20 protein-coding genes are annotated in these 25442 nt (G+C 63.0%); 9 read left to right on the top strand and 11 right to left on the bottom strand.

The genetic code is table 11. From position 1 onward, the window contains the following. Positions 1-117 precede the first annotated feature (117 nt). From AB7M32_RS14990 to AB7M32_RS14960, 7 genes are all read right to left on the bottom strand, one after another. Positions 118-1647: a DHA2 family efflux MFS transporter permease subunit gene (locus AB7M32_RS14990; RefSeq protein WP_092327410.1), complete on the bottom strand. Its 1530-nt coding sequence runs from the start codon at positions 1645-1647 to the stop codon at positions 118-120. A gap of 164 nt (positions 1648-1811) precedes the next feature. Beyond that, the gene (locus AB7M32_RS14985; RefSeq protein ID WP_454250368.1) at positions 1812-3011 is read right to left on the bottom strand and encodes an HlyD family efflux transporter periplasmic adaptor subunit; all 1200 of its coding nucleotides are present in this window, start codon (positions 3009-3011) and stop codon (positions 1812-1814) included. Between the two features lie 15 nt (positions 3012-3026). Continuing rightward, positions 3027-4496, bottom strand: a complete 1470-nt coding sequence (locus AB7M32_RS14980; RefSeq protein ID WP_072405231.1) for an efflux transporter outer membrane subunit — start codon at positions 4494-4496, stop codon at positions 3027-3029. Then, positions 4493-4966: a MarR family winged helix-turn-helix transcriptional regulator gene (locus AB7M32_RS14975; RefSeq protein ID WP_186706617.1), complete on the bottom strand. Its 474-nt coding sequence runs from the start codon at positions 4964-4966 to the stop codon at positions 4493-4495. Before AB7M32_RS14975 ends, AB7M32_RS14980 begins: the two co-directional genes overlap by 4 nt. 238 nt (positions 4967-5204) lie before the next feature. Next, the gene (locus AB7M32_RS14970) at positions 5205-8891 is read right to left on the bottom strand and encodes a translocation/assembly module TamB domain-containing protein (protein WP_454250367.1); all 3687 of its coding nucleotides are present in this window, start codon (positions 8889-8891) and stop codon (positions 5205-5207) included. Next, positions 8888-10615: an autotransporter assembly complex protein TamA gene (locus AB7M32_RS14965; protein WP_454250366.1), complete on the bottom strand. Its 1728-nt coding sequence runs from the start codon at positions 10613-10615 to the stop codon at positions 8888-8890. The genes AB7M32_RS14970 and AB7M32_RS14965 overlap by 4 nt, the downstream gene beginning before the upstream one ends. Positions 10616-10680: 65 nt before the next feature. Next, positions 10681-11325, bottom strand: a complete 645-nt coding sequence (locus tag AB7M32_RS14960) for a GNAT family N-acetyltransferase (RefSeq protein ID WP_454250365.1) — start codon at positions 11323-11325, stop codon at positions 10681-10683. Between the two features lie 176 nt (positions 11326-11501). On the opposite strand from AB7M32_RS14960, the gene xthA reads away from it, so the two are divergent. The 3 genes from xthA (at position 11502) to AB7M32_RS14945 (ending at position 14675) form a co-directional block, all read left to right on the top strand. Continuing rightward, positions 11502-12314, top strand: coding sequence for an exodeoxyribonuclease III (xthA, locus tag AB7M32_RS14955; RefSeq protein ID WP_454250364.1), 813 nt, complete (start codon positions 11502-11504; stop codon positions 12312-12314). A 200-nt stretch (positions 12315-12514) separates the two neighbouring features. Continuing rightward, on the top strand, positions 12515-13849 hold the full coding sequence (locus AB7M32_RS14950) for a substrate-binding domain-containing protein (protein WP_454250363.1): 1335 nt from the start codon (positions 12515-12517) through the stop codon (positions 13847-13849). A gap of 484 nt (positions 13850-14333) precedes the next feature. Next, entirely contained in the window at positions 14334-14675 is a 342-nt protein-coding gene (locus AB7M32_RS14945; RefSeq protein WP_454250362.1) for a DUF6124 family protein, read from the top strand. Positions 14676-14809: 134 nt separating this feature from the next. On the opposite strand, the gene AB7M32_RS14940 is transcribed toward AB7M32_RS14945, so the two are convergent. Both AB7M32_RS14940 and AB7M32_RS14935 read right to left on the bottom strand, forming a co-directional pair. Continuing rightward, the gene (locus AB7M32_RS14940; RefSeq protein WP_454250361.1) at positions 14810-16048 is read right to left on the bottom strand and encodes a M20/M25/M40 family metallo-hydrolase; all 1239 of its coding nucleotides are present in this window, start codon (positions 16046-16048) and stop codon (positions 14810-14812) included. Positions 16049-16133: 85 nt separating this feature from the next. Beyond that, the gene (locus AB7M32_RS14935; protein ID WP_454250360.1) at positions 16134-17219 is read right to left on the bottom strand and encodes a diguanylate cyclase; all 1086 of its coding nucleotides are present in this window, start codon (positions 17217-17219) and stop codon (positions 16134-16136) included. Positions 17220-17484: 265 nt separating this feature from the next. Here AB7M32_RS14935 and AB7M32_RS14930 point away from each other — a divergent pair, with 265 nt between their 5' ends. The 6 genes from AB7M32_RS14930 to AB7M32_RS14905 all read left to right on the top strand — a co-directional run bounded on the left by AB7M32_RS14930 (position 17485) and on the right by AB7M32_RS14905 (position 24629). Continuing rightward, complete coding sequence (locus tag AB7M32_RS14930) at positions 17485-18414, top strand: alpha/beta fold hydrolase (protein ID WP_454250359.1); 930 nt, start codon at positions 17485-17487, stop codon at positions 18412-18414. A gap of 152 nt (positions 18415-18566) precedes the next feature. Next, a complete protein-coding gene (glcD, locus tag AB7M32_RS14925; RefSeq protein ID WP_454250358.1) occupies positions 18567-20066 on the top strand; it encodes a glycolate oxidase subunit GlcD in 1500 nt (499 codons plus the stop codon). After that, positions 20066-21124 (top strand): glycolate oxidase subunit GlcE, encoded by a 1059-nt coding sequence (glcE, locus tag AB7M32_RS14920; RefSeq protein ID WP_454250357.1) that lies wholly within the window; start codon positions 20066-20068, stop codon positions 21122-21124. The genes glcD and glcE overlap by 1 nt, the downstream gene beginning before the upstream one ends. 1 nt (position 21125) lies before the next feature. After that, positions 21126-22346, top strand: a complete 1221-nt coding sequence (glcF, locus tag AB7M32_RS14915; RefSeq protein WP_454250356.1) for a glycolate oxidase subunit GlcF — start codon at positions 21126-21128, stop codon at positions 22344-22346. A gap of 88 nt (positions 22347-22434) precedes the next feature. Further along, positions 22435-23811 carry a 2-oxoadipate dioxygenase/decarboxylase HglS gene (gene hglS / locus AB7M32_RS14910; protein WP_454250355.1) on the top strand — a complete coding sequence of 459 codons (1377 nt, stop codon included), beginning with the start codon at positions 22435-22437 and terminating at the stop codon, positions 23809-23811. 299 nt (positions 23812-24110) lie between these two features. After that, entirely contained in the window at positions 24111-24629 is a 519-nt protein-coding gene (locus tag AB7M32_RS14905; RefSeq protein ID WP_092199102.1) for an Hcp family type VI secretion system effector, read from the top strand. A 336-nt stretch (positions 24630-24965) separates the two neighbouring features. Here the strand turns inward: AB7M32_RS14905 and AB7M32_RS14900 are convergent, their stop codons facing one another. Then, positions 24966-25139 carry a hypothetical protein gene (locus AB7M32_RS14900; protein WP_170866801.1) on the bottom strand — a complete coding sequence of 58 codons (174 nt, stop codon included), beginning with the start codon at positions 25137-25139 and terminating at the stop codon, positions 24966-24968. A gap of 26 nt (positions 25140-25165) precedes the next feature. Further along, positions 25166-25408: a hypothetical protein gene (locus AB7M32_RS14895; RefSeq protein ID WP_158455372.1), complete on the bottom strand. Its 243-nt coding sequence runs from the start codon at positions 25406-25408 to the stop codon at positions 25166-25168. Positions 25409-25442 lie beyond the last annotated feature (34 nt).

Below are 25442 nucleotides of genomic sequence, written 5' to 3'. Positions count from 1 at the left end.
TCCCCTGTGGGAGCGAGCTTGCTCGCGATAGCGGTGTTTCAGTCAACATAAAAGTTGACTGTCATGTCGCCATCGCGAGCAAGCTTGCTCCCACATTGAATTGTATTGACCTTTGGATCAGTGCCCCGCCGACGCAGGCCCTGCCTTCGCCGCAAACGGCGGCTTGGCCAGCCACACCAGCAGGATCAACCCCATGAACGCCCACCCCAGCAGCGTGAAGTAATCCACGGTGGAGAGCATGTACGCCTGGCTGTTGAGAACCTGCTCAAGCCGGGCATAGGCCGGGGCGCTCGCGCCTCCAAGCTGGTTGAGCGCCTCGCGGGTGGCCGGCTCGAAAGTGCTGATGCTTTCGCTCAGGTAGGCGTGATGCTGGTCGGCCCGGCGGATCCAGATCCAGGTGGTCAACGATGCGGCAAAGCTGCCGCCCAGGGTTCGCAGGAACGTCGCCAGCCCCGCGCCGTCGGCGATCTGATGCGGCGGCAGGTCCGACATCAGGATGCTCAGGGTCGGCATGAAGAACAGCGCCACGCCGATGCCCATGAACAACTGCACCAAGGCAATGTGCTGGAAATCCACCTCGTTGGTGAAGCCGGCGCGCATGAAGCAGCTCAGGCCGATGGCCAGGAACGCCAGCCCCGCCAGCAAGCGCAGGTCGAACTTGTGGGCGTACTTGCCGACGAAGGGCGACATCAACACCGGCAGGATGCCGATGGGCGCCACCGCCAGCCCGGCCCAGGTGGCGGTGTAGCCCATCTGGGTCTGCAACCACTGGGGCAGGATCAGGTTGATGCCGAAGAACCCTGCGTAGCCCCCCACCAACACGATGGTACCGATGCGGAAGTTGCGATAGGCGAAGAGCCGAAGATTGACCACCGGGTGCCGGTCGGTCATCTCCCAGATCACGAACACCGCCAGGGCAATGACCGAAATCACAGCGCCCATGATGATGAAGTTCGACTCGAACCAGTCCAGGTCGTTGCCCTTGTCGAGAATCACCTGGAGCGCACCGACACCGATGATCAGCGTGATCAACCCCACATAATCCATCGGCTGATGGCTGGTGACCACCGGCCGCGCCTTGAGTTGCTGGCGCACCACCATCACCGCGAAGACGCCGATGGGCACGTTGATGAAGAAGATCCACGGCCAGCTGTAGCTGTCGGTGATCCAGCCGCCGAGGATCGGTCCGGCAATCGGCGCCACCACCGTGACCATCGCCAGCAACGCCAGGGCCATGCCCCGCCTGGCCGGCGGATAGACGGCAATCAGCAAGGTCTGGGTCATCGGGTACAACGGCCCGGCCACCAGCCCCTGGATCACCCGAAAGCCAATCAGCTCCGGCATCGAGGTGGAAATGCCACACAAGAATGAAGCGAGCACGAACAGCATCGTCGCCCACAAAAACAGCTTCACCTCGCCGAACCGACGACTGAGCCAGCCGGTGAGAGGCAGGGCGATGGCGTTGCTCACCGCGAACGAGGTGATCACCCAGGTGCCCTGCTCCGAGCTGACGCCCAGGTTGCCGGAAATGGTCGGCAGGGCGACGTTGGCGATGGTGGTGTCGAGCACTTGCATGAACGTCGCCAGCGACAGCCCGATGGTACTGAGCAACAGGCTGGGCGGCGTGAAGGACGCGTTATTGCTCATTGCGAAAATCCTATGAAGCGGAGGAAGCGAAATCCCTTAGGACAAGGCCCAACCCCTGTGGGAGCGAGCTTGCTCGCGATAGCGGTGTATCAGTCACCACCGATGCTGGCGGGTCCAATGCCATCGCGAGCAAGCTCGCTCCCACAGGTTCATCCCATAACTGACTAACGCTGCGCGGTCTTGCTCGCCGCGGCACTGTTGTCGTGGATCAGCCGGGTGATCATCGCGTCGGCGTCGGCCAGTTGCCGGTCATAGACCTGGGTGCTGAACGAGGCTTTCTGCGGCGGCTGTTGGGCCAGCACCGGGCCGCTCTGGTCGTGCAGGTTGACGCTGACCTGGGTCGACAGGCCGACTCGCAGCGGATGCTTGGCCAGTTCTTCGGCGTTAACATGAATGCGCACTGGCACCCGCTGGACGATCTTGATCCAGTTACCGGTGGCGTTCTGCGCCGGCAGCAAGGCAAACGCACTGCCGGTCCCGGCGCCCAGGCTGTCGATGGTGCCGCTGTACTTCACATCGCTGCCGTACAGGTCGGCCTCGATGTCCACCGGCTGGCCGATGCGCATGTCACGCAGTTGGGTTTCCTTGAAGTTGGCGTCGATCCACAGCTGATCCAGCGGGATCACCGCCATCAACGCCGTGCCCGGCTGCACCCGTTGGCCCAGTTGCACGGTGCGTTTGGCCACATAGCCGGTGACCGGTGCGATCAAGGTACTGCGGGCGTTGGTCAGGAAGGCCTGGCGCAATTGCGCGGCGGCAGCTTGCACGTCGGGATGGGACGACACCACGGTATCGTCCACCAAGGCGCTGGTGGTCTTGAGCTGTTGCCGGGCATTGGCCAGGGCATTCTGCGCCGAGGTCAGGTCATCCCGGGCGTGGGACAGCTCTTCCTGGGAAATCGCTCCACCGGCCGCCAGGTTCTTGCGTCGGTTGTAGTTTTCCTGGGCCTTCTGCACTTCGGCCTCTTGGGCATTGACCTGCGCCCGCATGCCATCGACGTTGCTGTACAAGCCACGCACCTGGCGCACGGTCCGGGCCAGGTTGGCCTGGGCACTTTGCAGCCCGACTTCGGCGTCGTTCGGGTCGAACTGCACCAGCACCTGGCCTTCACGTACCAGGTCGCCGTCATCGGCACCGATGCTCACCACCGTGCCGGTCACCAGCGGCGTGATCTCCACCACGTTGCCGTTCACATAGGCGTCGTCGGTGCTTTCGCTCCAGCGGCCATACACTTCATGCCAGCCCCACACACCCAGGCCCGCGAGAATGACGATCAGCGCCAGTGCCAACAGCATGACCTTGCGCTTGCGTGGGTTACCGCTGTCTTGTGTATTTTCGGATTGAGTCGTTTCGGCAGTCGCCATGACAAGTACCTCGAATCAGTGGGTCGGCGTGGCAGGGGTCGGCGTGGCCGCCGCCAGGGTCTGGGCTTCGAAACCACCGCCCAGGGCCTGCATCAGTTGAATCGACAAATCGATCTGCTCGGCATTCAGGTTCGCCAGTTGGCGCTGGGCCTGGAGCAATTGCTGCTCGATGCTCAGCACGTCCAGGTAATTACCGATGCCCGAGCCGTAGCGCTGGACCACGGTGTCGTAAGAGTTCTGTGCGATGTCGGTGGCATGTTGCTGGGCACCGATCTGGCGAGCGATGTCGCGCAACTGGTTGATGGTGTCGCTGACATCGCCAAGGGCCGTGACCAGGCTCTTGTTGTACTGCGCCACCGCCAGGTCGTAATCGGCGTCCCGGGCATCCAGGTCCGCCCGCAGGCGGCCACCGTCGAAGATCGGCAACGACACGGTTGGCGCCACATTGAAGAAGCGGCTAGGCGAACCGAACATCGCATCGCCGAGCAATGACTGCACCCCTGCCGCCGCGCTCAGGTTGAGGTTGGGATAGAAGTTGGTCTTGCCGGCCTCGATGTTCTTGCTGGCCGCCTCGACCCGCCAGCGCGCCGCGACCAGGTCCGGACGACGGCCCAGCAACTCGGCCGGGAGGTTCGACGGCAAGGCGACCGCGCTGGCTTGCAGCACGTTGGGCCGGGCGATTTCATTGCCGCGATCCGGACCCTTGCCCAGCAACACCGCCAGGGCGATCTTGGCGCTTTGCAGGCGTTTTTCTGCGTCGATCAAGGTCGCATCGGCGCTGGCTTCCAGGCTTTCGGTCTGCTGGAACTGGTACTCGCTGTCGATCCCGGCGCTGAGGCGGCGCTTGCCCAGGTCGAGCATCTGCCGGGTGCGCTTGAGGTCTTCGGCGGCCAGGTCATGAATGATGTGGGCCTGGCCCAGATCGCTGTAGGCCCGGGCCACATCGGCGGCCAGGGTCAGTTGCGCGGCCTGGCGATCGATCTCGGCGGCGCGGGCCTGACCCAGTGCGGCTTCCCAGGCGGCACGCTGACCACCCCAGAGGTCGAAGTTGTAGTTGAAGTCCACACTCAGCGAACGCAGGGTGCTGTACGCCCCGCCCTGCCCTTGCGGATCCTGGTCACGGGCCAGACGCGAACGGCTGACGCTGCCACTGGCATCCAGGGTCGGCAGGCGCGCCGCATTGGCGGCATAGGCCGCGGCACTGGCTTGGTGGACCCGGGCGCTGGCGACCTGCATGTCCGGGCTGTCGCGCAGGGCTTCACGGATCAGGCCGTCGAGCTGCGGATCACCGAGGCTTTTCCACCAGTCGTTTTTCGGCCACGCGGCCGGCGACAGCGTGACCCCGGTCAGGGACTGTCCAGCCTGTAGGCTCTTGGCCTCGAGGCTGACACCTTCGGTCTTCAGGCCGCTGTAGCTGGCACAGCCGGCGAGGCTCATGGCCAACAGCACCAGGCTCAAGCGGGTACGCAAGGTTTGACGTTTCATTTCTCCCCCAATCGCAACACGGTGATGGGATCACCGGCGGCGAGCAGTATTTTCTTGAGGATGTCTTCGAGGGTTTGCAGCTCCTCGCGGCTGATGGCGCCGGCCAACTGGTTCATGGCGTCGGCACCAATGAACGGCAGGCGATCAGCGAGTGCCTGGCCGGCTTCGGTCAGCACCAACTGCACCTGGCGCCGGTCCTCTGCCGAGCGCTGGCGGACCAGGAAACCTTTCTGCTCCAAGCGATCGAGCATCCGCGTCATCGAGCCGCTGTCCAGGGACAGGTAGCGACACAGCTCCACCGGTGTGTCGATGCCGTGCTGGGCCATGATGATCAACACCTTGAACTGGGCGGCGGTAATGCCGACGGGCTCCATGTGGGTGTCGATGATCCGGTCCTTGAGCAGCGCGGCGCGGCCGAGCAGCATGCCGAGGTGGCAATTGTGAAATTCGTCTGGGGTGAAATGCTTCATCTGAGCACCGTTTGCTGCCTAGGCAGTGAATGTATGTCGAGATATTACTGCTTAGGCAGCAAATGTCAAACAAATAGTTAGCTTGCTATGCACGACCAGACAAAATGCAGACATTACTGTGGGAGCGAGCTTGCTCGCGATGGCGGTAGGACATTCAACATCGTCGTTGACTGACACGCCGCTATCGCGAGCAAGCTCGCTCCCACAGGGGATTGGCCCTATGGGGTTTGGGGAAGGGTTAGAAATCGCGCTTGTAGAAGATATCCAGCGAACTGGCGACGCCGCTGGCGGCTTCGAGGTAAACCTTCTTGCTGAGCTTGTAGCGCAGGGCGATGGTGTTGGCCGGTTCGAACACGCCGACGCCGTAGCGCAGGCTGAGTTTTTCCGAGAGGTTGCCGCTGGCGACCACGCTGGTGGTGTTGCCGCTGCCTTGGGTGTCGAGCTGGAAGTCATCGATGCCCAGGTTATTGGCCAGGCTGCTGGTCACGCCCGAGCTGCCCATCAGCCCCAGGCCCAGCGCCGCCTGGGCGAGCATGTTGTTGTCCTCGCCCGTGGTGCTCAGGGGCCGGCCCAGTACCAGATAGGACAACGCCTGCTCCTGGCTCATGGCCGGCTCCGAGAAGATTTGCGTGGTCGGTTGCTCGGCGCTGCCGCTCAAGCGGATGCCGGCGATCACGTCGTCGGTCTGGCGAATCGCTTCGATGTCCAGGTAGGGCTGGTCGATGGGCCCGGCGAACAGCAGCCGGGCCCGGCGCACCGTCAGCCGTTGCCCGTAGGCCCGATAGCGGCCGTCGTTGAGCCACAGTTCACCGCGGGTGTCCATGTTGTCGCCGATGTGCACCTGCCCTTGGACGTTGGCCGTCAGGCCGAAACCCGAGAACGCAAGTTTGTCCTGGCCGACGATCACGTCGATGTCCATCGCCATGGCTATCGGTGCCTTGCCCTCCTCGGTCTGGTGGCCGACGATCACCGTGTCATCCGACACCTTGACGGTGGACGGCGGCAGTTCGCGGACGGTGATCTCGCCCTTGGGCACCAGGACCTTGCCGGCAATGGAAAGCCGCTCGCCCTGCATCGTGATGTTCAAGTCCGGGGCGACATCGAGCACTGCGTACGGTTCGACGGTGACCGGCAGTTGCGAGCCCTTGAGCGCCAGATTCAGGGTCAGGGCTTCGCCCCAGCCGATGTTTCCGATCAGGCTGCCTTGCCCGCGCTTGCCGCTTTTCCAGGCGCCGTCGAGCCGTACCGTTTCGCCGGCAATCATCGCCCGCACCTGCAGGGCTTCGAGGCTGATCGGCAGTTCCGGGCCGGAGACTTCGCCGTCGCTGAGCACCAGGTTGCCGTTGACCTGGGGCGCGAGCAAACCACCCGACAACGTCCCGCTGCCGCTCAGGTGACCGGTGAGGGTTTCCACCATCGGCACGAACGGCCGGGCCACGGACAGGTCCAGGCCGGTCAGGCGGAACGAGCCGCTCAAGGGCTTGCTGGCCGGCAGCGGATTGATCTGCGCCTGCAGCACCAGCTCGCCGAGTTTGGCGCCGACGAAATTCAGGTCGGTGTCGATGCGCTTGGGGGTCAGGCGGCTATCGAGCGTCAAGGTCTGGTAGGGAAAGTCCAGCCATTGCGCCTTGTCCCCCGCCTTGTCACGGATGCGCAACGTACCGCCACTGGCGTCCACCAGGACCCGGCCATTCGGGCCGCTCGCCGGCAGGTCCAGCTGCAGGTCCGCATTGAGCCGGCCCTTCCAGGCAAAATCCTTGGGCATCCACTGGGCCAGGCTTTCGATGGGGAATTGTTTGAGGTGATAGCGCAGCTTCGGCTCCGGCATCAGCCGCTGGTCTTCACCGCACAGGCTGGCATCAAAGGAACGCCAGCAGTGAGCGCCGACGTTGAGCGTGCCATCGACCAGGCGTTCCAGTTTTGCCGGGGCTTGCAGGCGCCAGGCTTGACCGCCGGCCTGCACCTCGCCGCTGGCTAGGCGCCCGCGCCAATTGCCCTGGTCGAGGGCGCCGTCGAGCGCCAGGGTCGTGTCGAGTTGCGGCCCTTGCAAGTCCAGGTTGAGTGTTTGCCGTTTGATGTCGCCCTGCCCGCTGACGGTCAACACGCCCAGGGACGTTTCGCCGGCGCGGATGCCGCTGGCCTTGAGGTCGAGCTTGCCGCGCTGGGCGCTGTCGAGGGTCGCGTCCAGGTTCAGGCTTTGCAGGCGATTGTCCTGCAACGCCAATTGCGTGCCTTGCAGACCGAGCTTGCCTTGGGGCGCCTTGAGCGTGCCGGCGACATCGACCCGGCCAACGACCTGGCCACGCAACTGCGGCCAGAGCTGGGCCAGGCGGGCGAGCTTGATGTCGATCTGGCCGGTGAGTTTCTGTTGCAGGCTGCCGGTGCCGTTGATGCGGTTATCCCCCAGGCGGATGTCCAGCGCGCTGAGGTTCCACTGCTCGCCGGCACCACTGGCCTTGGCCTGGAACAGCGCCGGTTGGCCGCGCAGCTTGCCCTTGAGATCCAGGTCCGCGTCGAGCTCGAGGCGGTCGTTCTTCATCGCGCCTTTGCTGCGCAACGGCCCGGCCAGGGTGCCGGGCAGCTCGCCGAGCCAGTACGCCGGGTTGATGGCCGACAGTTGCAGCGCCGTGTCCCAGGCAATGCCGTCGGCAAATTGCAGGCTCAGGTGTCCTTCGGCCTTGCCCTGCCCCGCGGCGAGCTTGAGTTGCGGCAGATGGATTTGCGCCAGGTTGCCGCTGAACGGGCTGTCCAGGCTGAAAGCCCCGGCGGGGCCATCCAGCGCGGCCTGGAAATTGCCCAGGTAGTTGCCATCGGTGTACGAGATTTCGCCATTGAAGCTGCGCAACGTCACCTGCGGCTCGTCGATCAGCGGATACAGGCGATGCCAGGGGAAATCCAGCCAAGCGACTTTCGCCTCGGCGCTCAAGCCGTCGCGCCAGTCCACTTGTCCGCTGAGTTTCAGGCTCTGCTGATTGCCGGCGTCCAGATCCAGGCCGGCGATCCGTGCGCCATTGGCGTCCACGGTGCCTTGCAGCAGCAATGCCACTGGCCCGTTTTCGGCGGGCAACGTCGCCTTGCCAAGCAATTGATAGCCACTTTTCAGATCGCCTTCGCCGGTCAATTCCAACTGATTGAGCAACAGCGTGTCTGGAAGATCGGCGCTGGCCCTGAAACCGTCGGCGGTGATACGCACCTTGGCCGGCAGGTTGTCCGCCAGCGGTTGCAGCTCACCGGTCAACTGGCCTTGCAGGTAGCCGCTACTGTCGGCCTTGAGGTTGAGGGTCTTGAGCAGGTTGCCGTCGACTTTCAGGTCCAGGGCCCAGGGCGTGGCACCCGGCGCAGGCAAGGTCAACCGGCCTTCGGCATTCAACGGCCAGTCGCCGCCGGGCTTGAGCAAGCCGGACAGCTTCAGACCCAGCTCGTCGCGCTGCAATTGCACCGAGTCGATCTGCAGGCCCTCGGCGGTCCAATGGGCAACCAATTGCAGGCCCTTGAGTTGCTCGCTGCCGTTGAACGACAGGCTGCCAACTTGCACATCGCCCAGTTCGATCGCGAGCGGCAAATCCAGGTCCGGCAAGCTGATCGGGCCGCTGCTCGGCTCATCGGCCGAGGCGGGCAACTGCAAGGCCACCTGGTCGGCCTTGAGCTGTTCGATGCACAGGGTCATGCGCGCCAGGCACGACGGCGACCAGGCGAATATCAATCGATCCATCGCCACCCGACTGTCGCCCTGCTGCCACAGCAGGTGATCGGCGCTCCACTGCCCGCCCAGCCGGCCCTGGAAATTCTCCACGGTCAGCCCCGGCACCAGGCCGAGAGCCCAGCGGCTGCCAAATGCCGTGCCCAGCACCGCGCCCAAGGCCAGCACGAGCGTCAGCAGCCCCCCGGCGAGCGCCAGTAGCGTTATCTTCACACCACGCGTCACAGCTCAGGCCCCATGGAAAAGTGCAATCGAATACCGCCTTCATCGTCCATCGCATGGGCCAGGTCGAGGCGGATCGGCCCCACCGGCGACACCCAGCGTACGCCGACACCCACGCCGGTCTTCAGGCTCGGCAGCTCAAGACTGTTAAAGGAGTTGCCCTGGTCGATGAACGTCGCCACTCGCCATTTTTCCGCGATGGAATACTGATACTCGAGGCTGCCGGCGACCATGTAGCGACCACCGATACGGTCACCCTCGGAGTTTTCCGGCGACAGGCTCTGGTAGTCGTAACCCCGCACGCTCTGGTCGCCACCGGCGAAAAAGCGCAGGGACGGCGGAATGGATTTGTAGCCATTGGTGGCGCTGCCGCCGATTTGCGCCCGCGCCAGCAAGCGATGCTTATCGAACACCGTGGTCAGGCCCTTGACCATGGCGGTGCCGTATACAAGGTTATTGTCCGAGCCCAGCCCTTCCTTGGCGACCTTGGTGTCGAACTGCAAACGGTAGCCGTTGTGCGGGTCGATGCGGTTATCGCTGCGCAGATAGGAATAGCTCACGCCCGGCATCAACAGCGTGCTCAGGCCCGCATCGTCGCCGAGGCGGTACTCCTCGCGCTGCCACTTGAGCGACACCACCCGCTGCCAACCGCTGGGCAACTTGCTGTGCCATTCCGGGCCCACGGTGAGCAGTTTGCTGAGGCTGTCGGTACCGGCCAGTTCTTCATATTGATAACCGCCGGCGTAGCGCATCTTGTCGGTCAGCGGCGGGTCCAGCGGCACGTCGTACCACAGGCCGACGTTTTGCCGGGGCGCCGAAACTTCCGCTTCCCAGCCATAGCTGTGGCCCTGGGGGTTGACCCAGTGGCGCGTCCAGTTGGCTTTGGCCCGGGGGCCGACATCGGTGGAAAAGCCCAGGCCAAGGCCCATGGTGCGCGGCTTGCGCGTATCGAGCTTGACCGCCACCGGAATGACATTGTTGGTGGCGGCGGTGGGGGCCGCATCCACCCGAACGCCTTCGAAATAGCCGCTCGATTGCAAGGCCTGGTTGAGTTCGGCAATCAGCTCGGAGTCATACGCCGTGCCGGCCTTGAACGGCACCATGCGTTGCAGCAGGTCTTCGTCGAACGGCGTATCGCCCTCGAAGCTCACCGTGCCCAAGGCATAGCGCGGGCCACTGTCGTAGACCAGCTCGATGTCGGCGATGCCCGCCTGGGGGTCCACCAGAAGTTTCTGCTGGGTGAAACGCCCGCTGAAATAACCATAGCGCGAGGCCTGGTTCTGGATCACCCGCTTGGCGTCTTCATAGCGACCATGGTTGAGCACCGCGCCGGGCTTCAGCGCGGCGTTGTCGGGCACGCGAAAAGCCTTGAGCGAAGCCGCCGGCCCATCGATGCGCACGGTGACGTTGCGCAGGTGCACCGGCTCGCCGGGGTCGATGGTCAGCACCAGCCGTGGATCCTTGCCGCCCTTGACCGCGCTGTCGATCTGCGGCTGGTAGTAGCCCAGCGCCTGGGCGGCCTTGCGCGCCTGTTCCTCGGCACCGCGACTGAAGCGCAGCAAGGCCTCCTCGTCACGATCCCCCACGCCACCGATGTAACCTTCGACGTTGGCCTTGAGTTCATCATTGGACGGCTGGACGCGTACTTCCAATTCACTGTTTGCCAGCGCCGCGCAGCTGAGGGACAGCAAAAGCGCGCCACCGGTCATTCTTCCTGGGAGGTTCATGGCGCGGATGCTATCACGAGCGTAGGTGCCTGATAGAGCCGGACATTTCCTAAAAGTTCGCCCGACTATGCCCTTGCGCTTTGCAGAATCTGCGGGTTGGCGTGGAAGAACACATGCTCACGGATAGGTCCTACCGCAACTTCACCGATTTCCTCGTACCCCTGGCGTTTATAGAACTCAAGGTAACGCGGGTTGCCGGTGTCCAGCACCACCCCTTGGGAATGCTCGTCCACCGCACACCAGTTATGGACCGCCTCAAGCAACTGCTCGCCGAAATGCTGGCCTTGGAACTGTGGGTGCACCCCCAGCAGCGGCAATACATGGACCGCATCCGACGGCAGGCAGGCCAGCACCGCCGCGTGGTACTCCAGATAGCGCCGGGTGCAGCGAAAACCGGTGCTCAAGACCATGCGCAGGCGCCAGGCCCAGCTTTCGGTGATTCCCAGGCGCCGCTGCGGCGGGGCGATCAGCGCGATGCCAATCAGGCGGTCGTTGACCAGCAGGCCGATGGCCGGCAGGTCCTGGAGAAAATGCTGCTTGACCAGCTCACGCACCGTGGCCCGTACCCGCTGCTCATAACCGGGACGCTCGGATTCGAACAGGTAGCTGAAGGTAGGCTCGTGGCGATAGGCCTGGTACAGCAACGAACGGGCTTCACGGGAGTAACCACTGTCGAGCATATGGACGTCGGCGATGGCGGTTTCAGGCATGGTGTTGGATCTCCTGGGGCGAGGCTCGATGAGGCCCTGCTCTTATGAGTACGAACCCGATGGGGTCGTGATCGTTCCTACATGCAAAGGACATTAGCAGCGCATTTGTCCTACTGCCACGCTGGCTCCCTTCCCACATGTCAGCTAGCATCGCAGTTTTGCCAGGACAGCCGACCATGAAGATCGTCTCCTTCAACATCAACGGGCTGCGCGCCCGCCCCCATCAGCTGGCGGCGCTGATCGAGAAGCACCAGCCGGATGTGATCGGGCTGCAGGAAACCAAGGTTCACGACGAACAATTCCCCCTGGCCGAGGTGCAGGCCCTGGGTTACCACGTGCATTACCATGGGCAAAAAGGCCACTACGGGGTCGCCCTGCTCTCCCGCCAGGCGCCGCTGAGCCTGCACAAAGGCTTCGAAAGTGACGACGAGGACGCCCAGCGTCGCTTCATCTGGGGCACCTTCGCCGATGCTAACGGCATGCCGGTGACCATCATGAACGGTTACTTCCCCCAGGGTGAAAGCCGTGACCACCCGACCAAATTCCCGGCCAAGGAGCGTTTCTACAACGATTTGCAGCAACTGCTGGAAAGCCGCTTCAGCAACGACCAGCCGGTGGTGGTGATGGGCGATGTGAACATCTCCCCGGAAGACTGCGACATCGGCATCGGCCCGGACAACATGAAGCGCTGGCTGAAAACCGGTAAATGCAGCTTCCTGCCGGAAGAACGCGAATGGATGGCCCGCCTGAAGAACTGGGGCCTGGTGGACAGCTTCCGCCACCTGAACCCGGACGTCACCGACCGTTTCAGCTGGTTCGACTATCGCAGCCGCGGTTTCGAGGACGAGCCCAAGCGCGGCCTGCGCATCGACCTGATCCTCACCTCCCACGGCCTGCTGCCACGGGTCAAGGACGCTGGCGTGGACTATGAGCTGCGGGGCATGGAAAAACCGTCGGACCATGCGCCGATCTGGTTGCAGTTGAGCTGATCGCGTCACACCACCCCCTGTGGGAGCGAGCTTGCTCGCGATAGCGATCCAGCTGTCACATGTGATCTTGAATGTGCCGCCGTCATCGCGAGCAAGCTCGCTCCCACATCGGATTCGGTGCTCCGTCGCACCCCTGTCACCTTTCAGTAACCTGACTGACTTAATCTTCCGGCACTTCCTCGGGTTCAGAAGGTGCCGGCATGCGGCTGTGTGTTGTGGTTTTCATGGGCCTCTGGCTGCCGTTCGTGGCATGGGCCGGCTATTTGCCCATTCCCGAACAGGGCCCAGCCTTGCGCCTCCAGGGCTCCAATACCATCGGCGCGGCGCTGGGGCCGGCCCTGGTCAGAGGCTTGATGGAAGATCAGGGCCTGCTCAGGGTCAGCAGCGAAATCACCGGGCGCGACAACGAGCAGCGCATCGTCGGCCAGACCGCCGATGGCCGGCGGGTGGCAGTCGACATCACGGCCCATGGCTCCAGCACCGGTTTCGTCGCCCTCAAGCAGGCCAGCGCCGACCTGGCGGCCTCTTCCCGGCCAATCAAGGACAGTGAACTGAAGGAGTTGTCGTCCCTGGGCGACCTGAAAAGTCCTACCGCCGAGCAGGTCATCGCCATTGATGGTCTGGCGATTATTCTTCATCCGCAAAACCCGTTGCGTCAGCTCGACACCGTGCAACTGGCGCGAATATTCAGCGGCGAGGCTAAGACCTGGGAAGCGGTGGGCGGCGTTGGCGGGCCGATTCAGCTGTATGCCCGGGATGAACAATCCGGCACCTACGATACCTTCAAGGAATTGGTGCTTGGCCGACATGGCAAGCGGCTGGATCCCACAGCGCGACGCTTCGAATCCAGCGAACAGTTGTCCGACGCCGTCAGCCAAGACCCGCAAGGCATCGGTTTCATCGGTTTGCCCTACGTACGCCAGGCCAAAGCCCTGGCGATTGCCGACGGCGATTCCCAACCGATGTTGCCGCAGAACCACCTGATCGCCACCGAGGACTACCCCTTGTCCCGCCGGCTGTTCTTCTATTTACCTCCCTGGGAAACCAACCCCTGGGCCACGGCACTGGTCGAGTTCACCCAAAGCGACAAAGGCCAGGCCATCGTCGCGGCCAACGGGTTTATCGCCCAGACCGTCCAGGCCATGGCCGTCACGCCTAATGCACTGATGCCCGAGGGGTACCAGGCCCTGAGCCGCCACGCCCAACGCTTGACCGTGAATTTCCGCTTCGAAGAAGGCAGCGCCAGCCTGGACAACAAGGCCCACCAGGACCTGAGCCGCGTGCTCGACTATATAAAGCAGCACGGCAAAGCCGACCGACGCGTGACCCTGGTAGGTTTTGGCGACGCCAAGGATGACCCGGCGCGGGCCGACCTGCTGTCCAAACTGCGAGCCATGGCGGTGCGCCGTGAACTGGTCAAATACGGCGTGGCGTTGCGGGAAGTACGAGGGTTCGGCGCCTTGATGCCGGTGGCGGCCAATAGCGAGGATGAAGGCAGGGTTCGGAATCGGCGGGTGGAGGTCTGGGTGTACTGAACCCGCCAAGCGGCGCAAACCACTGTGGCGAGGGAGCTTGCTCCCGCTCGGCTGCGCAGCAGTCGTAAAACCGGCTGGCGCGGTGTTGCTGGAAAACCGCGTCAACCGGTTTTGGGGCGGCTTCGCCACCCAGCGGGAGCAAGCTCCCTCGCCACAAAAGCTCAGCGTTTATCGCGCTGGCTTCGGCGTAGGACCAAGCTCCGTCGCCTTGCGCCATTGCCTACAACTACGCCAGAATCCGCCGGCTTGTACGCCTTAGGGCCGGGTTTTACTGTTCTCCGGTCGCTGAAAATCAGCGATCGGGTTTGGTAGCCCGGGTAAAACTAAGGCGCACAGCTCCGGCATTTATTATGGCGGCTGTGCGCGGGGCGCCCTTGTGGCGCGCTGGGTTTGCCTTGGTACCCGGTCTACCAACCTGCGTATAGCCGCCACCTAATGTTTGGTAGCAAAAGGTTGCGGCTCCAATTACCAAGGAGTTTCATCCATGTTCAAGCCAACACCGAATCCACCGGACACCGATCCCACATCAAAAGCATTCGACAAAGCCGCCGAGCGCGCCCTCGACTACTACCTCAAGCCCAAGACCACCAAAGCCGAGGCTGACCCCGGCCAACTCTTCACTGTCGTCAACGGTGTCGACACCGAATCCCTGCTCGCCAACCTCAGCGAAACCCTGGCCTCGGCCAACGCCATGCTCAGCGACCAGGCCTTCGACCTGGAAGGCTCGAGGCGCCACATTGCCCTGGGCATCCAGCAATTGATCGAATTGAGTGGACAGCTGGCAAACCGCGCGCTGGACAACGTCGACACGCGTCCGTCGACATAGCGCATTTCCCTGTGGGAGCGAGCTTGCTCGCGAAGGCGGTTTGCCAGCCAACATTTGATCGACAGACAGATCGCTTTCGCGAGCAAGCTCGCTCCCACAAGGTTTCGAGGCGTTCGACGTTCCGGCATAGTGCGTTAGCGCCCCGCCAACTCCATGATCATCCGCGACAGCAGATAAATCCTGGGCACCACGCTCTCGACTTCGGCGTATTCCTCCGGCGTATGAATGTTGCCGCCGACGATGCCAAAGCCATCCAGCGTCGGCGTGCCGACACCGGCCGAGAGGCTGGCATCCGCCGCACCGCCGCTGCCTTCCTCGGTGAGTTTGCGCCCCAGTTCGCCATAGATACCTTGGGCCATGGCCATCAACCGGTCCGACTCCGCCGTCTGGGGCATCGGTGGCAGGCCGCGCTTGAGGCTGGTGGTGACTTCGGTGTCGGCGATCAACTTGTCCTGCGAGACCCGGGCCAGGTCTTTTTCGATGCGGTCGAATTCTTCCGGCACCGCCGCCCGCACATCGGCCTTGGCGCTCGCCTGGTCGGGAATCACGTTGGTCCGGTCACCAGCGTTGATCACCGTGAAGTTGATGGTGGTTTTCTTTTCCGCGTCGCCGAGCTTGCCCAGTTGCAAGATCTGGTGTGCGGCCTCCATCGCCGCATTGCGCCCCAGTTCCGGCGCGACGCCGGCGTGGGACGCTTTGCCCTTGACCTCCACCAGCGCCGTGGCACTGCCCTTGCGCCACACCACCAAGCCGTCGGCCGGGCGACCCGGTTCGAGGTTGAGGGTCACGTCATGGGCCTTGGCGGTCTTCTTGATCAGGTCGGTGGCGGCGTCCGAGCCGGTTTCTTCGCTGGCGTCGAGCAGGAAAGTAATCTGCGCGTAGTTCTTGAAGTCCAGGTTCTTGAGCACCTTCAAGGCGTAGATCCCCGCGACGATGCCGCCCTTGTCGTCCATCACTCCCGGCCCGTAGGCGCGACCATCCTTGATATGGAACGGGCGTTCGGCGGCCGAGCCCTCCTTGAACACCGTGTCCATGTGGGCCATCAGCAGGACTTTCGCTTTACCGGTGCCCTTGAGGGTCGCCAGGATGTGCTGGGTACCGTCCGAGTTCGGCACCTTTTCGATGGTCGCGCCCAACTTTTTCAGCTCGTCGATGGCAATGTCGCCGACCTGGGTCAGCCCCGGCACGTACCCGGAGCCGGAGTCGATATTCACCAGCCGCTCCAGCAACTTCAGGGCCTCGCCCTTGTACTGCTGCGCGTCGGTCAGGATTTGTTGATGGGGTTGGGCAAAGGCCATGGGGGTGAAGGCGCCAAGGGCCAGGCTCAGGCCGAGGCTGACGGCCAGACGGGAGCGAACAGCGGTCATCGTCATGATTTCATCCTTGTTCCGTATCGAGAGAATGCCATGGGCACCCTACCCGACAATGAACCAAGGCTCTAGGCAGCAAGAGGCCATCTCAGTCAGAAACGGTCGACGCTTCCAACAGTGGTCGATGGCGGTGGCAAATGACCCGGTTGCGCCCGCTGGTCTTGGCTTCGTACAGCGCCTGGTCTGCATCGTTGAGCCAGAGAGTCGCGTCGGCATAAGCCGGGTTGAAGACCGCGACGCCAATACTCAGGCTCACTTTCAGCGCCGGGTCCCGCTCGTAGCTGAGGGTCGCGAAGCGCTCGCGCAAACCGTCCATGGCCTGCACCGCGTTGTGTTGGGTCACGTCCGGCAAAATCACGCCGAACTCGTCGCCACCATAACGCCCGACAATGTCGGCGGAGCGCAGGTTCTGCCTGAGCAGCTTGCCAAGCTGACGCAGCACGATGTCGCCGGCCCCGTGGCCATAGGTGTCATTGATGATCTTGAAATGGTCGATGTCGATCAATGCAATCGCGCCACGGGGCGTCCCGTCTGCTGGTTGGCGCACGCAACGCTGGAATTCCTCGTTGAGGCGATCTTTCCAGGCGCCATGGTTCAGCAACCCGGTCAGGCTGTCGGTACGACTCAGGGCCAGCAGTTCACGTTTTTGCCGGCCCAGGGTGTGGGCCTGGCGAAAGCAGATCCAACCCAGTGCCATCGGATACAGGCACAGCAGTGGCAGACACGCGTAGATCTGCGCCGGGCTGGTCATGGGCACGCTGGTCAGCGGGAAGATCACCGTGCCCACCGCGATGCCTGCCACCTGGGCTATCACCCCAACGAGCAGGAAACGCAGGCCACCGATGGCGACGTTGTTCATCGCCATCATCGCCAGCGTGACGGCCGTGGGCAGCGGGTTGAAGTGCATCGCCACGACCCAGAAGCTGCCGAGAAAGGCATCGATCAGCAGATTGCGGTGTTCGGCGTGGTAAGGCACCGCGCTGCGGCGGGCCCACCAATAAGACAGGTGCGGCCAGAGCAGGCCGTTGAACAGCATGAAGCCCCAGACCCAGGGTGCCGGATCGAGGGGATAAAGTGCGGCGCTGACCAGCAGCAACCCCAGCGTCAGGCCCAGGGTGCGCGATACATAGAGCCTCCTGGCCAACGACAGTCCCTGTTTTCCCGGTTTTTGCATGGACGCCTCTGCACCGCGGGTTCCCGAGCCATCGGGACGGGGTTGCCTGGAGTCTAACAGGGCGGCATCAAATAGCCACTAGTGATGCAGGGGTATTTATTCACATTCAAATGCGAGACTCTGCTGGGATTTTGGCTATATATGACAAGGAAATCCGTAAGCCTTCGGAAAGGAGGCCCCTGGGTAACGATGTTCCGGCTTCAAGCTTCATTTATCACCGACTGATCCGTTTGATCATTCTGTCGCAGCCCATGGAGGGCAAAACATGCTGGTGTTGTGGGTAGTTCTTGCTGTACTTATCGCCTGGAGCTGGTTGACGTATCCCGGCATCGGCCATGTGATCTACGACATGAACATGGCTTTGGAGGCACGCCTTTACCGGTTGCGCAAAATCACCGTGCCCATCAGCGAGATGACCGTGTCGACCTGGCAGGGCGGGCCTTATGAAGCGTCCGCCAGCATCCTGATGCTGCACGGCTACAGCGGCGACAAGAACCTCTGGCTGCGTGTTGCCCGGCATTTTGTCGGTGATTACCGGGTGGTGATCCCTGACCTCCCCGGCCATGGCGAAACCGGCTTCAAGGCCGGCGGCGGCTACGACATCCCGACCCAGGCCCGGCGGATCATCGAGTTGCTCGACGCCTGCGGCCTGGACAAGGTCCATGTGATCGGCAATTCCATGGGGGGCCATCTCGCCGCGTGGCTGGCGGCCACTTCGCCTGATCGCGTGCTGACCCTGGCGCTGCTCAATCCGGCCGGCGTCACCTCCCCCCAACCCAGCGACATGGACCGCCAACTGGCCGCCGGTCGTAACCCGTCCCTGGTGCATTCGCGGGAGGAGTTCATGCCGTTCTACGCCATGACCATGGCCTCGCCGCCCTGGGTACCGGGCATGGTGATGGCGGCCGTGGCCGAGCGCTATGTACAACACCGCGAAGAACTGGCGGAGATCTACACCGACTTTCGCGCCAGCCCGTCGATGGAGCCCCACCTGGCCGATATTCGCGCCCCTTCGCTGCTGCTCTGGGGCCGCCAGGACCGGGTGATCGATGTCAGCAGCGTGCCGGTGTGGAGCAAGGGCATCGCCGACTTGCGCGTGGAAATCTGGGACGGGATCGGCCACCTGCCCATGATCGAGCAACCGGGGAAAACCGCTGCGCTGTACCGTGGTTTTCTCAAGGGTTTGGGGCAGTAACGGCGATGTATAAAACAACATGAACCCAAGGTGGGAGCGAGCTTGCTCGCGATAGCGGCGACACATTCAACATTGGGGCACGCTGACCCACCGCCATCGCGAGCAAGCTCGCTCCCACAAGGATTCGTGGCCGACCGAGGGGTATCGATTTCATGAACATCCTCTACGACGAACACCTCGACGGCTCCTTGCCGAAGGTGGACAAACAGGTCCTGCTGCAAGCCCTCCAGGCACAGATTCCAGACCTGGACATCCTGCACCGGGAGGAAGACCTCAAGCCCTACGAGTGTGATGGTTTGTCGGCCTATCGCACCACGCCCCTGCTGGTGGTCTTGCCCAGGCGGGTCGAGCAGGTGCAAGCGCTGCTCAAGCTCTGCCATGAACAGAACGTCCCGGTGGTCGCCAGGGGCGCCGGGACCGGTCTGTCCGGTGGTGCCCTGCCCCTGGCCAGTGGCGTGTTACTGGTGATGGCGCGGTTCAACCAGATCCTGCACATCGATCCCGACGCCCGTACCGCACGGCTTCAGCCGGGTGTGCGCAACCTGGCGATCTCCCAGGCAGCGGCGCCGTTCGGGCTGTATTACGCACCGGACCCTTCGTCCCAGATCGCCTGTTCCATTGGTGGCAATGTCGCGGAAAATGCCGGCGGCGTGCACTGCCTCAAGTACGGCCTGACGGTGCACAACCTGTTGAAGCTGGAAATCCTCACCGTCGAAGGCGAACGCCTGACCCTGGGCAGCGAAGCCCTGGATTCGCCGGGCCTGGACTTGCTGGCACTGTTCACCGGCTCCGAAGGCTTGCTCGGGGTGATCACCGAAGTGACGGTCAAGCTGCTGCCCCGGCCCCAGGTCGCCAAGGTGCTGCTGGCCAGTTTCGATTCGGTGGACAAGGCCGGGCGGGCGGTGGCCGACATCATCGCCGCCGGCATCATTCCCGGTGGCCTGGAAATGATGGACAACCTAGCGATCCGCGCCGCCGAGGACTTCATCCACGCCGGCTATCCGGTGGACGCCGAAGCGATCCTGCTGTGCGAACTGGACGGGGTCGAGGCCGATGTCCATGACGACTGCGAACGGGTCCGTCAGGTGTTGGAGCAGGCCGGGGCCACCGAGGTGCGCCAGGCGCGGGACGAGGCCGAGCGGCTGCGGTTCTGGGCCGGGCGCAAGAACGCCTTCCCGGCGGTGGGTCGCCTGGCGCCGGATTATTACTGCATGGACGGCACCATCCCCCGACGCGCCCTGCCCGAGGTGCTGCAACGCATCGCCAGCCTGGGTGCCGAGTATGGCCTGCGGGTCGCCAATGTGTTTCACGCCGGCGACGGCAACATGCACCCACTGATCCTGTTCGATGCCAACCAGCCCGGCGAACTGGAGCGTGCCGAAACCCTGGGTGGGAAAATCCTCGAACTGTGTGTCCAGGTAGGCGGCAGCATCACTGGCGAGCACGGAGTTGGCCGGGAAAAAATCAATCAGATGTGCACACAGTTCAACAGCGACGAACTGAACCTGTTCCACGCGGTAAAAGCGGCGTTCGATCCCCAAGGCCTGCTCAACCCCGGCAAGAACATCCCGACCCTGCACCGCTGCGCCGAGTTCGGTGCCATGCACATCCATGGCGGGCAGTTGCCGTTTCCCGAACTGGAGCGTTTCTGATGAGCCGCGAAGCCGACCAGGACGCCAGCGACCTGTTGCTCGAACAGGTCAATCGCGCACGAGCCAACGCCACGCCGTTGCGCATCCAGGGTTCGAACAGCAAGGCGTTCCTGGGGCGGGAAGTGGCCGGCGAAGTGCTGGACACCCGCGTGCACCGTGGCATCGTCCATTACGACCCCACCGAGCTGGTCATCACGGCGCGGGCCGGCACCCCGCTGCGAGAACTGCTCGCTGCTCTGGAGGCCGCCGGGCAACGCCTGCCCTGCGAACCGCCGGCGTTCGGCGATGACGCCACGGTCGGCGGCATGGTCGCCGCCGGGCTGTCGGGGCCGCGTCGCCCCTGGGCGGGTTCGGTGCGTGACTTCGTCCTGGGTACGCGCCTGATCAGCGGCCACGGCACATTGCTGCGTTTCGGCGGCGAGGTGATGAAAAATGTCGCCGGCTATGATCTCTCGCGCCTGCTGGCCGGCAGTTTCGGCTGTCTGGGCGTGATCACCGAAGTGTCCTTGAAGGTCCTGCCCAAGCCCCGTCACAGCCTGAGCATCCGTCTGGAACTGGGCAGCGCCGAAGCCTTGGAGACACTCGCCGAATGGGGCCGCCAGCCCCTGCCCATCAGCGCCGCCAGCCATGACGGCGACTGCCTGCACTTGCGCCTGGAGGGGGGCGAAGGCTCGGTCAGTGCCGCTCATCAACGTTTTGGTGGCGAGGTGATCGACGATCGATACTGGACGGCACTGAATGAACATCGGTTGGCATTTTTCGACGAAGGCTTGCCGCTGTGGCGCCTGTCATTGCCCAACCACACCGGCCCCCTCACCCTGCCCGGCGCTCAACTGATCGATTGGGGTGGCGCGCAACGCTGGTTGAAAACCGAGGCTGGCACGGTGCAAGCCCTGGCCCATGAAGTGGGCGGCCATGCCACCTGCTATCGTCAGGGTGCCAGCGACACACCGTTCCAGCCACTGGCCCCGACGCTGCTGCGCTACCACCGGCAACTCAAGGCCCAGCTCGATCCCCTGGGACTGTTCAACCCTGGTCGAATGTACCTGGAGCTCTAGCATGCAGACTCGGTTCAGTGAGGAAAGCAAAAACCTGCCCCGCGCCGAAGAAGCCGAACGGATCCTGCGCAGTTGCGTGCATTGCGGCTTCTGCAATGCCACCTGCCCCACCTACCAATTGCTCGGCAATGAACTGGACGGCCCGCGAGGCCGCATCTACCTGATCAAGCAAGTGCTCGAAGGCCAGCCGGCGACAGCCAGCACCCAGTTGCACCTGGATCGCTGCCTGTCGTGTCGCAACTGCGAGACCACTTGCCCGTCCGGCGTGGATTACCACAACCTGCTGGATATCGGCCGGGCGGTGGTCGACCAAGCCGTGCCGCGCCCCGCCGGCCAACGCGCACTGCGCCTGGGGTTGCGCAGCCTGGCCGTCAGTCCCGAACGGTTCAAGGCCCTGCTGCGCCTTGGAGCGGTCTTTCGTCCGTTGCTGCCGACGCACCTGAGCGCCAAGTTGCCCCGTCCCGCTCCATCCCACAGCGACCGCCCACCCCTGCGCCATGGGCGCAGGGTATTGATGCTCGAAGGCTGCGTGCAACCAGGCCTGTCGCCCAACACCAACACCTCGGCAGCGCGAGTGCTGGACCGACTCGGCATCAGCGTGATCCCTTGTGCGCAGGCCGGCTGCTGCGGTGCGCTGGATTATCATCTCGATGCCCAGGCCACCGGACTGGACCGCGCCCGACAGAACATCGACGCCTGGTGGCCGCACCTGGAGCACGGCGCTGAAGCCATTGTCCAGACCGCCAGCGGTTGCGGCGCCTTCATCAAGGACTACGGGCATCTGCTGGAGCATGACCCTGCCTATGCCGCCAAAGCCAAGCAGGTAAGCGAACGAGCGCTGGACCTGGTGCAAGTGCTCGGCAACGAACCGCTGGAGCAGATCTGCGCGGCCAGGAACCAGCGCATCGCCGTCCATTGCCCGTGCACCTTGCAGCACGCGCAGAAACTCGGCGGCCGCATCGAAGCGCTGTTGACGCGGCTGGGTTTCAACCTCACCGAGGTGCCCGACGGCCATTTGTGTTGCGGTTCGGCCGGCACCTATTCGCTGACCCAGCCGGCCTTGGCGCGGCAGTTGCGCGACAACCGCCTCAATGCCCTGGAAAGCGGCCAGCCGGAGATGATCGTCACGGCCAACATCGGCTGCCAGAACCACCTCGACGGTGCCGGTCGCACGCCCGTGCGGCACTGGATCGAGCTGGTGGATCAGTCCTTGGCAGAATGAAGTCCTGAAGATTCTTCGTTTGCCGGGGCCGGCGAAGGCTGCGATCTTTCGCTCAACTTTCCCACAGCCTTCGCCAGGAATTCTCACGATGAGCTTCGTCAGCCCCGACCTGATCCGCCAACGCTTCTCCAGAGCGATGTCCGACATGTACCGCGACGAGGTGCCGCTGTATGGCGCCCTGATGAACTTGGTGGAACACACCAACGCCCAGGTGCTGGCCGAACAGCCGCAGTTGGCTGCACACCTGCGCAGCACCGGCGAGTTCGAGCGCCTGGACCTGGAACGCCATGGCGCGATCCGTGTCGGCACCGCCGCCGAACTGGCGACCCTGGGGCGACTGTTCGCGGTCATGGGCATGCAGCCGGTGGGCTACTACGACCTCACGCCGGCCGGAGTGCCGGTGCATTCCACAGCGTTTCGCGCCGTGCATGAAAGCGCGTTGCAGGTGAGTCCGTTCCGAGTGTTTACCTCGCTGCTGCGACTGGAACTGATCGAGAATACCGAGCTGCGGACCTTTGCCGAGTCGGTGTTGGCCCAACGGCAGATCTTCACCCCCGGCGCCCTGGAGCTCATTGACCTGGCCGAGCGCCAAGGTGGCCTGACGCAAGCCCAGGCCGAGGACTTTGTCCTGCAGGCCCTGGAAACTTTTCGCTGGCATCACAGCGCCACCGTCACCGCCGAACAGTACCGGCAGCTGAGCGCCCAGCATCGCCTGATCGCCGACGTGGTGGCGTTCAAGGGCCCGCATATCAATCACCTGACGCCGCGCACCCTGGACATCGACATCGTCCAGGCACGGATGCCCGTGCATGGCATTACCCCCAAGGCCGTGATCGAAGGTCCACCCCGTCGCCAATGCCCGATCCTGCTGCGCCAGACCAGTTTCAAGGCACTCGACGAACCTGTCGCCTTCACCGACCAACCACAGGCCCAAGGCAGCCACAGCGCCCGCTTCGGCGAAATCGAACAACGCGGCGCCGCGCTCACGCCCAAGGGCCGCGCGCTCTACGACCAATTGCTGAACGCCGCACGCGATGCGCTGGGAGCGTTTCCCAACGAAGCCAACGCCGAACGCTACAACGGGTTGATGGCCGAACATTTTGTCGCATTCCCGGACAACCACGATGAGTTGCGCCAACAGGCGTTGGCGTATTTCCGTTATTTCCCGACGCCCAAGGGCCTCGCCGCCAAGGGCGCCCTTGAGCCAGCAGCGTCCCTGGAACACTTGCTCGAACAGCAATACCTGCGCGCCGAGCCCTTGGTGTACGAAGACTTCCTGCCGGTCAGCGCCGCCGGCATCTTCCAGTCGAACCTCGGCGATGCCGCCCAGAGCCATTATGCCGGGCAGTCCAACCGCCAGACCTTCGAAGCGGCGCTGGGGCGAGCGACCATTGATGAGCTGGGGCTGTACGCCCAGACGCAACAGCGCTCCATTGATGAATGCAGAGCTGCGTTGGGCGTATAGGAACGGACTGAAAGTCGGCCATGTAAGAAGTTGCGCTACGGATCGGCCACAAAACTCGATAACGAGCCGCCCCGCCTAAGGAGCCGCCGTGCCAACCCGAGGCGCATACAGATAGCATTGCTCCGAGCGACATCTTGCGCACATTCCGCCCTGCCGGAGCTACGAACTCATACAGGAATTATATAACAGACTGATTTGTATCGTTTTTTTATAAATGGCACAGCTCTTGATAACCGTTTGGCCACCTCGGACAACTGCTGTCCCAGGCCATTTTAGTAATCCAGGAAGGAGAGCGTCCATTGGCTACCCCCGCGTATATGATCATCAAAGGCATCAAGCAAGGTCTGATCACGGCTGGCGCGTTTACGGCCGACTCGGTTGGCAACTTCTATCAGGAAGGTCGCGAGGACCAAATCATGGTGCAGCGCTTCCAGCACCAAGTGACCATCCCGCGCGATCCTCAATCTGGCCAGCCAACCGGCCAACGCGTGCATCACCCCCTCGTCATCACAAAAGTGTTCGACAAGGCCACGCCGCTGCTGCAAGCGGCCCTCACCAGTGGTGAACTCCTTGAAGAAATTGTGATTCACTGGTTCCGGACTTCGGCGGCGGGCACCCAGGAACACTACTTCACCACCACGCTGTTTGACGCGATCATCGTCGAGATCAAAGATTACATGTTCAATTGCCAGGATCCGGCGAATGCGCATTTCACCCATCTGGAGGATGTGCACTTCTCCTATCGCAAGATCACTTGGAATCACGAAGTCTGCGGCACGATGGGCTCCGATGACTGGCGTGTCCCCGTCGCCGGTTAAATACACACAGCCGTCAACACATCGGCCAGGTCTGCTGTCCGATGTGCATTGAAGTAAACGGTGATACGCCCTGAGAGGTGTTCGCCCAGTGCGACGGCCTCGGCAATCCATGCACTGGTAAAGAGCCTGACACTGGGCGAACAGGCACAATAATAATGGAACTTTCAGAGTATGTCCGCGAGGCTGTTTAAATAATTGTTCATTATTGAAACTATGCCGGTTGTGTAGGAGCTGTACAAACAGTTATACAAAACATGCGCAGATGTAAAAGCTATCCACACAGAAAATTAATTGGCATTACAAAACTCTTTTTAATACCGGCGGGCGTGAAGTACTTCAGCCACGCCGTCCGGTTTTTTGCGCATCGGTGTCCCCCGCTTCAGGGTCACCGTGTTGCTGTTTGCGCTTGGCCGGGTCATTGGGTCGCAAGGCATCGTTATCGCGTTCCACTTCGCCGGGCAATGCTGGCGCGTCCGGGTTAGGTGGGGTTCGATCGGGGTTGTGCTTCATGGCGAACTCCTTGGATCTTTCGGTATTCAGGCATCGGGGTCGGCGACTTCTTCAGCGACATTGGCATCGGGAGAGCGCTGGTGCAGTTGCTCGGCCTGGTTCTTCAAATCCTGCCAACGCGCCAGATCGATGGCACCCCGGCCGAACAGGTCATTGGCCACCCGCATCAGCTCGGTGAAGTGGGCGTCGGGGGACTGCTGCCAGTAGGCCTTGTCTTCGAATAACTGCTGCCAGTCGGCCAGCGACGGAAGTTTGAGGTCATCGCTCATGGCGGGCTCCTGCAAGACATTCATCAGTTATGAG

It is taken from the genome of Pseudomonas sp. R151218B TE3479, assembly GCF_053629195.1.
This window is presented reverse-complemented; position numbering and strand designations above follow the sequence as displayed.

Bases quoted from the DNA above. Each gene is read 5' to 3' on its own strand.
- AB7M32_RS14985 (WP_454250368.1), bottom strand. From the start codon at position 3,011: ATGGCGACTGCCGAAACGACTCAATCCGAAAATACACAAGACAGCGGT.
- AB7M32_RS14975 (WP_186706617.1), bottom strand. From the start codon at position 4,966: ATGAAGCATTTCACCCCAGACGAATTTCACAATTGCCACCTCGGCATG.
- AB7M32_RS14965 (WP_454250366.1), bottom strand. From the start codon at position 10,615: ATGAACCTCCCAGGAAGAATGACCGGTGGCGCGCTTTTGCTGTCCCTC.
- AB7M32_RS14900 (WP_170866801.1), bottom strand. From the start codon at position 25,139: ATGAAGCACAACCCCGATCGAACCCCACCTAACCCGGACGCGCCAGCA.
- AB7M32_RS14960 (WP_454250365.1), bottom strand. From the start codon at position 11,325: ATGCCTGAAACCGCCATCGCCGACGTCCATATGCTCGACAGTGGTTAC.
- AB7M32_RS14940 (WP_454250361.1), bottom strand. From the start codon at position 16,048: ATGACGATGACCGCTGTTCGCTCCCGTCTGGCCGTCAGCCTCGGCCTG.
- xthA (WP_454250364.1), top strand. From the start codon at position 11,502: ATGAAGATCGTCTCCTTCAACATCAACGGGCTGCGCGCCCGCCCCCAT.
- AB7M32_RS14930 (WP_454250359.1), top strand. From the start codon at position 17,485: ATGCTGGTGTTGTGGGTAGTTCTTGCTGTACTTATCGCCTGGAGCTGG.
- AB7M32_RS14950 (WP_454250363.1), top strand. From the start codon at position 12,515: ATGCGGCTGTGTGTTGTGGTTTTCATGGGCCTCTGGCTGCCGTTCGTG.
- AB7M32_RS14990 (WP_092327410.1), bottom strand. From the start codon at position 1,647: ATGAGCAATAACGCGTCCTTCACGCCGCCCAGCCTGTTGCTCAGTACC.
- AB7M32_RS14945 (WP_454250362.1), top strand. From the start codon at position 14,334: ATGTTCAAGCCAACACCGAATCCACCGGACACCGATCCCACATCAAAA.
- glcF (WP_454250356.1), top strand. From the start codon at position 21,126: ATGCAGACTCGGTTCAGTGAGGAAAGCAAAAACCTGCCCCGCGCCGAA.
- AB7M32_RS14895 (WP_158455372.1), bottom strand. From the start codon at position 25,408: ATGAGCGATGACCTCAAACTTCCGTCGCTGGCCGACTGGCAGCAGTTA.
- AB7M32_RS14980 (WP_072405231.1), bottom strand. From the start codon at position 4,496: ATGAAACGTCAAACCTTGCGTACCCGCTTGAGCCTGGTGCTGTTGGCC.
- glcD (WP_454250358.1), top strand. From the start codon at position 18,567: ATGAACATCCTCTACGACGAACACCTCGACGGCTCCTTGCCGAAGGTG.
- hglS (WP_454250355.1), top strand. From the start codon at position 22,435: ATGAGCTTCGTCAGCCCCGACCTGATCCGCCAACGCTTCTCCAGAGCG.
- AB7M32_RS14935 (WP_454250360.1), bottom strand. From the start codon at position 17,219: ATGCAAAAACCGGGAAAACAGGGACTGTCGTTGGCCAGGAGGCTCTAT.
- glcE (WP_454250357.1), top strand. From the start codon at position 20,066: ATGAGCCGCGAAGCCGACCAGGACGCCAGCGACCTGTTGCTCGAACAG.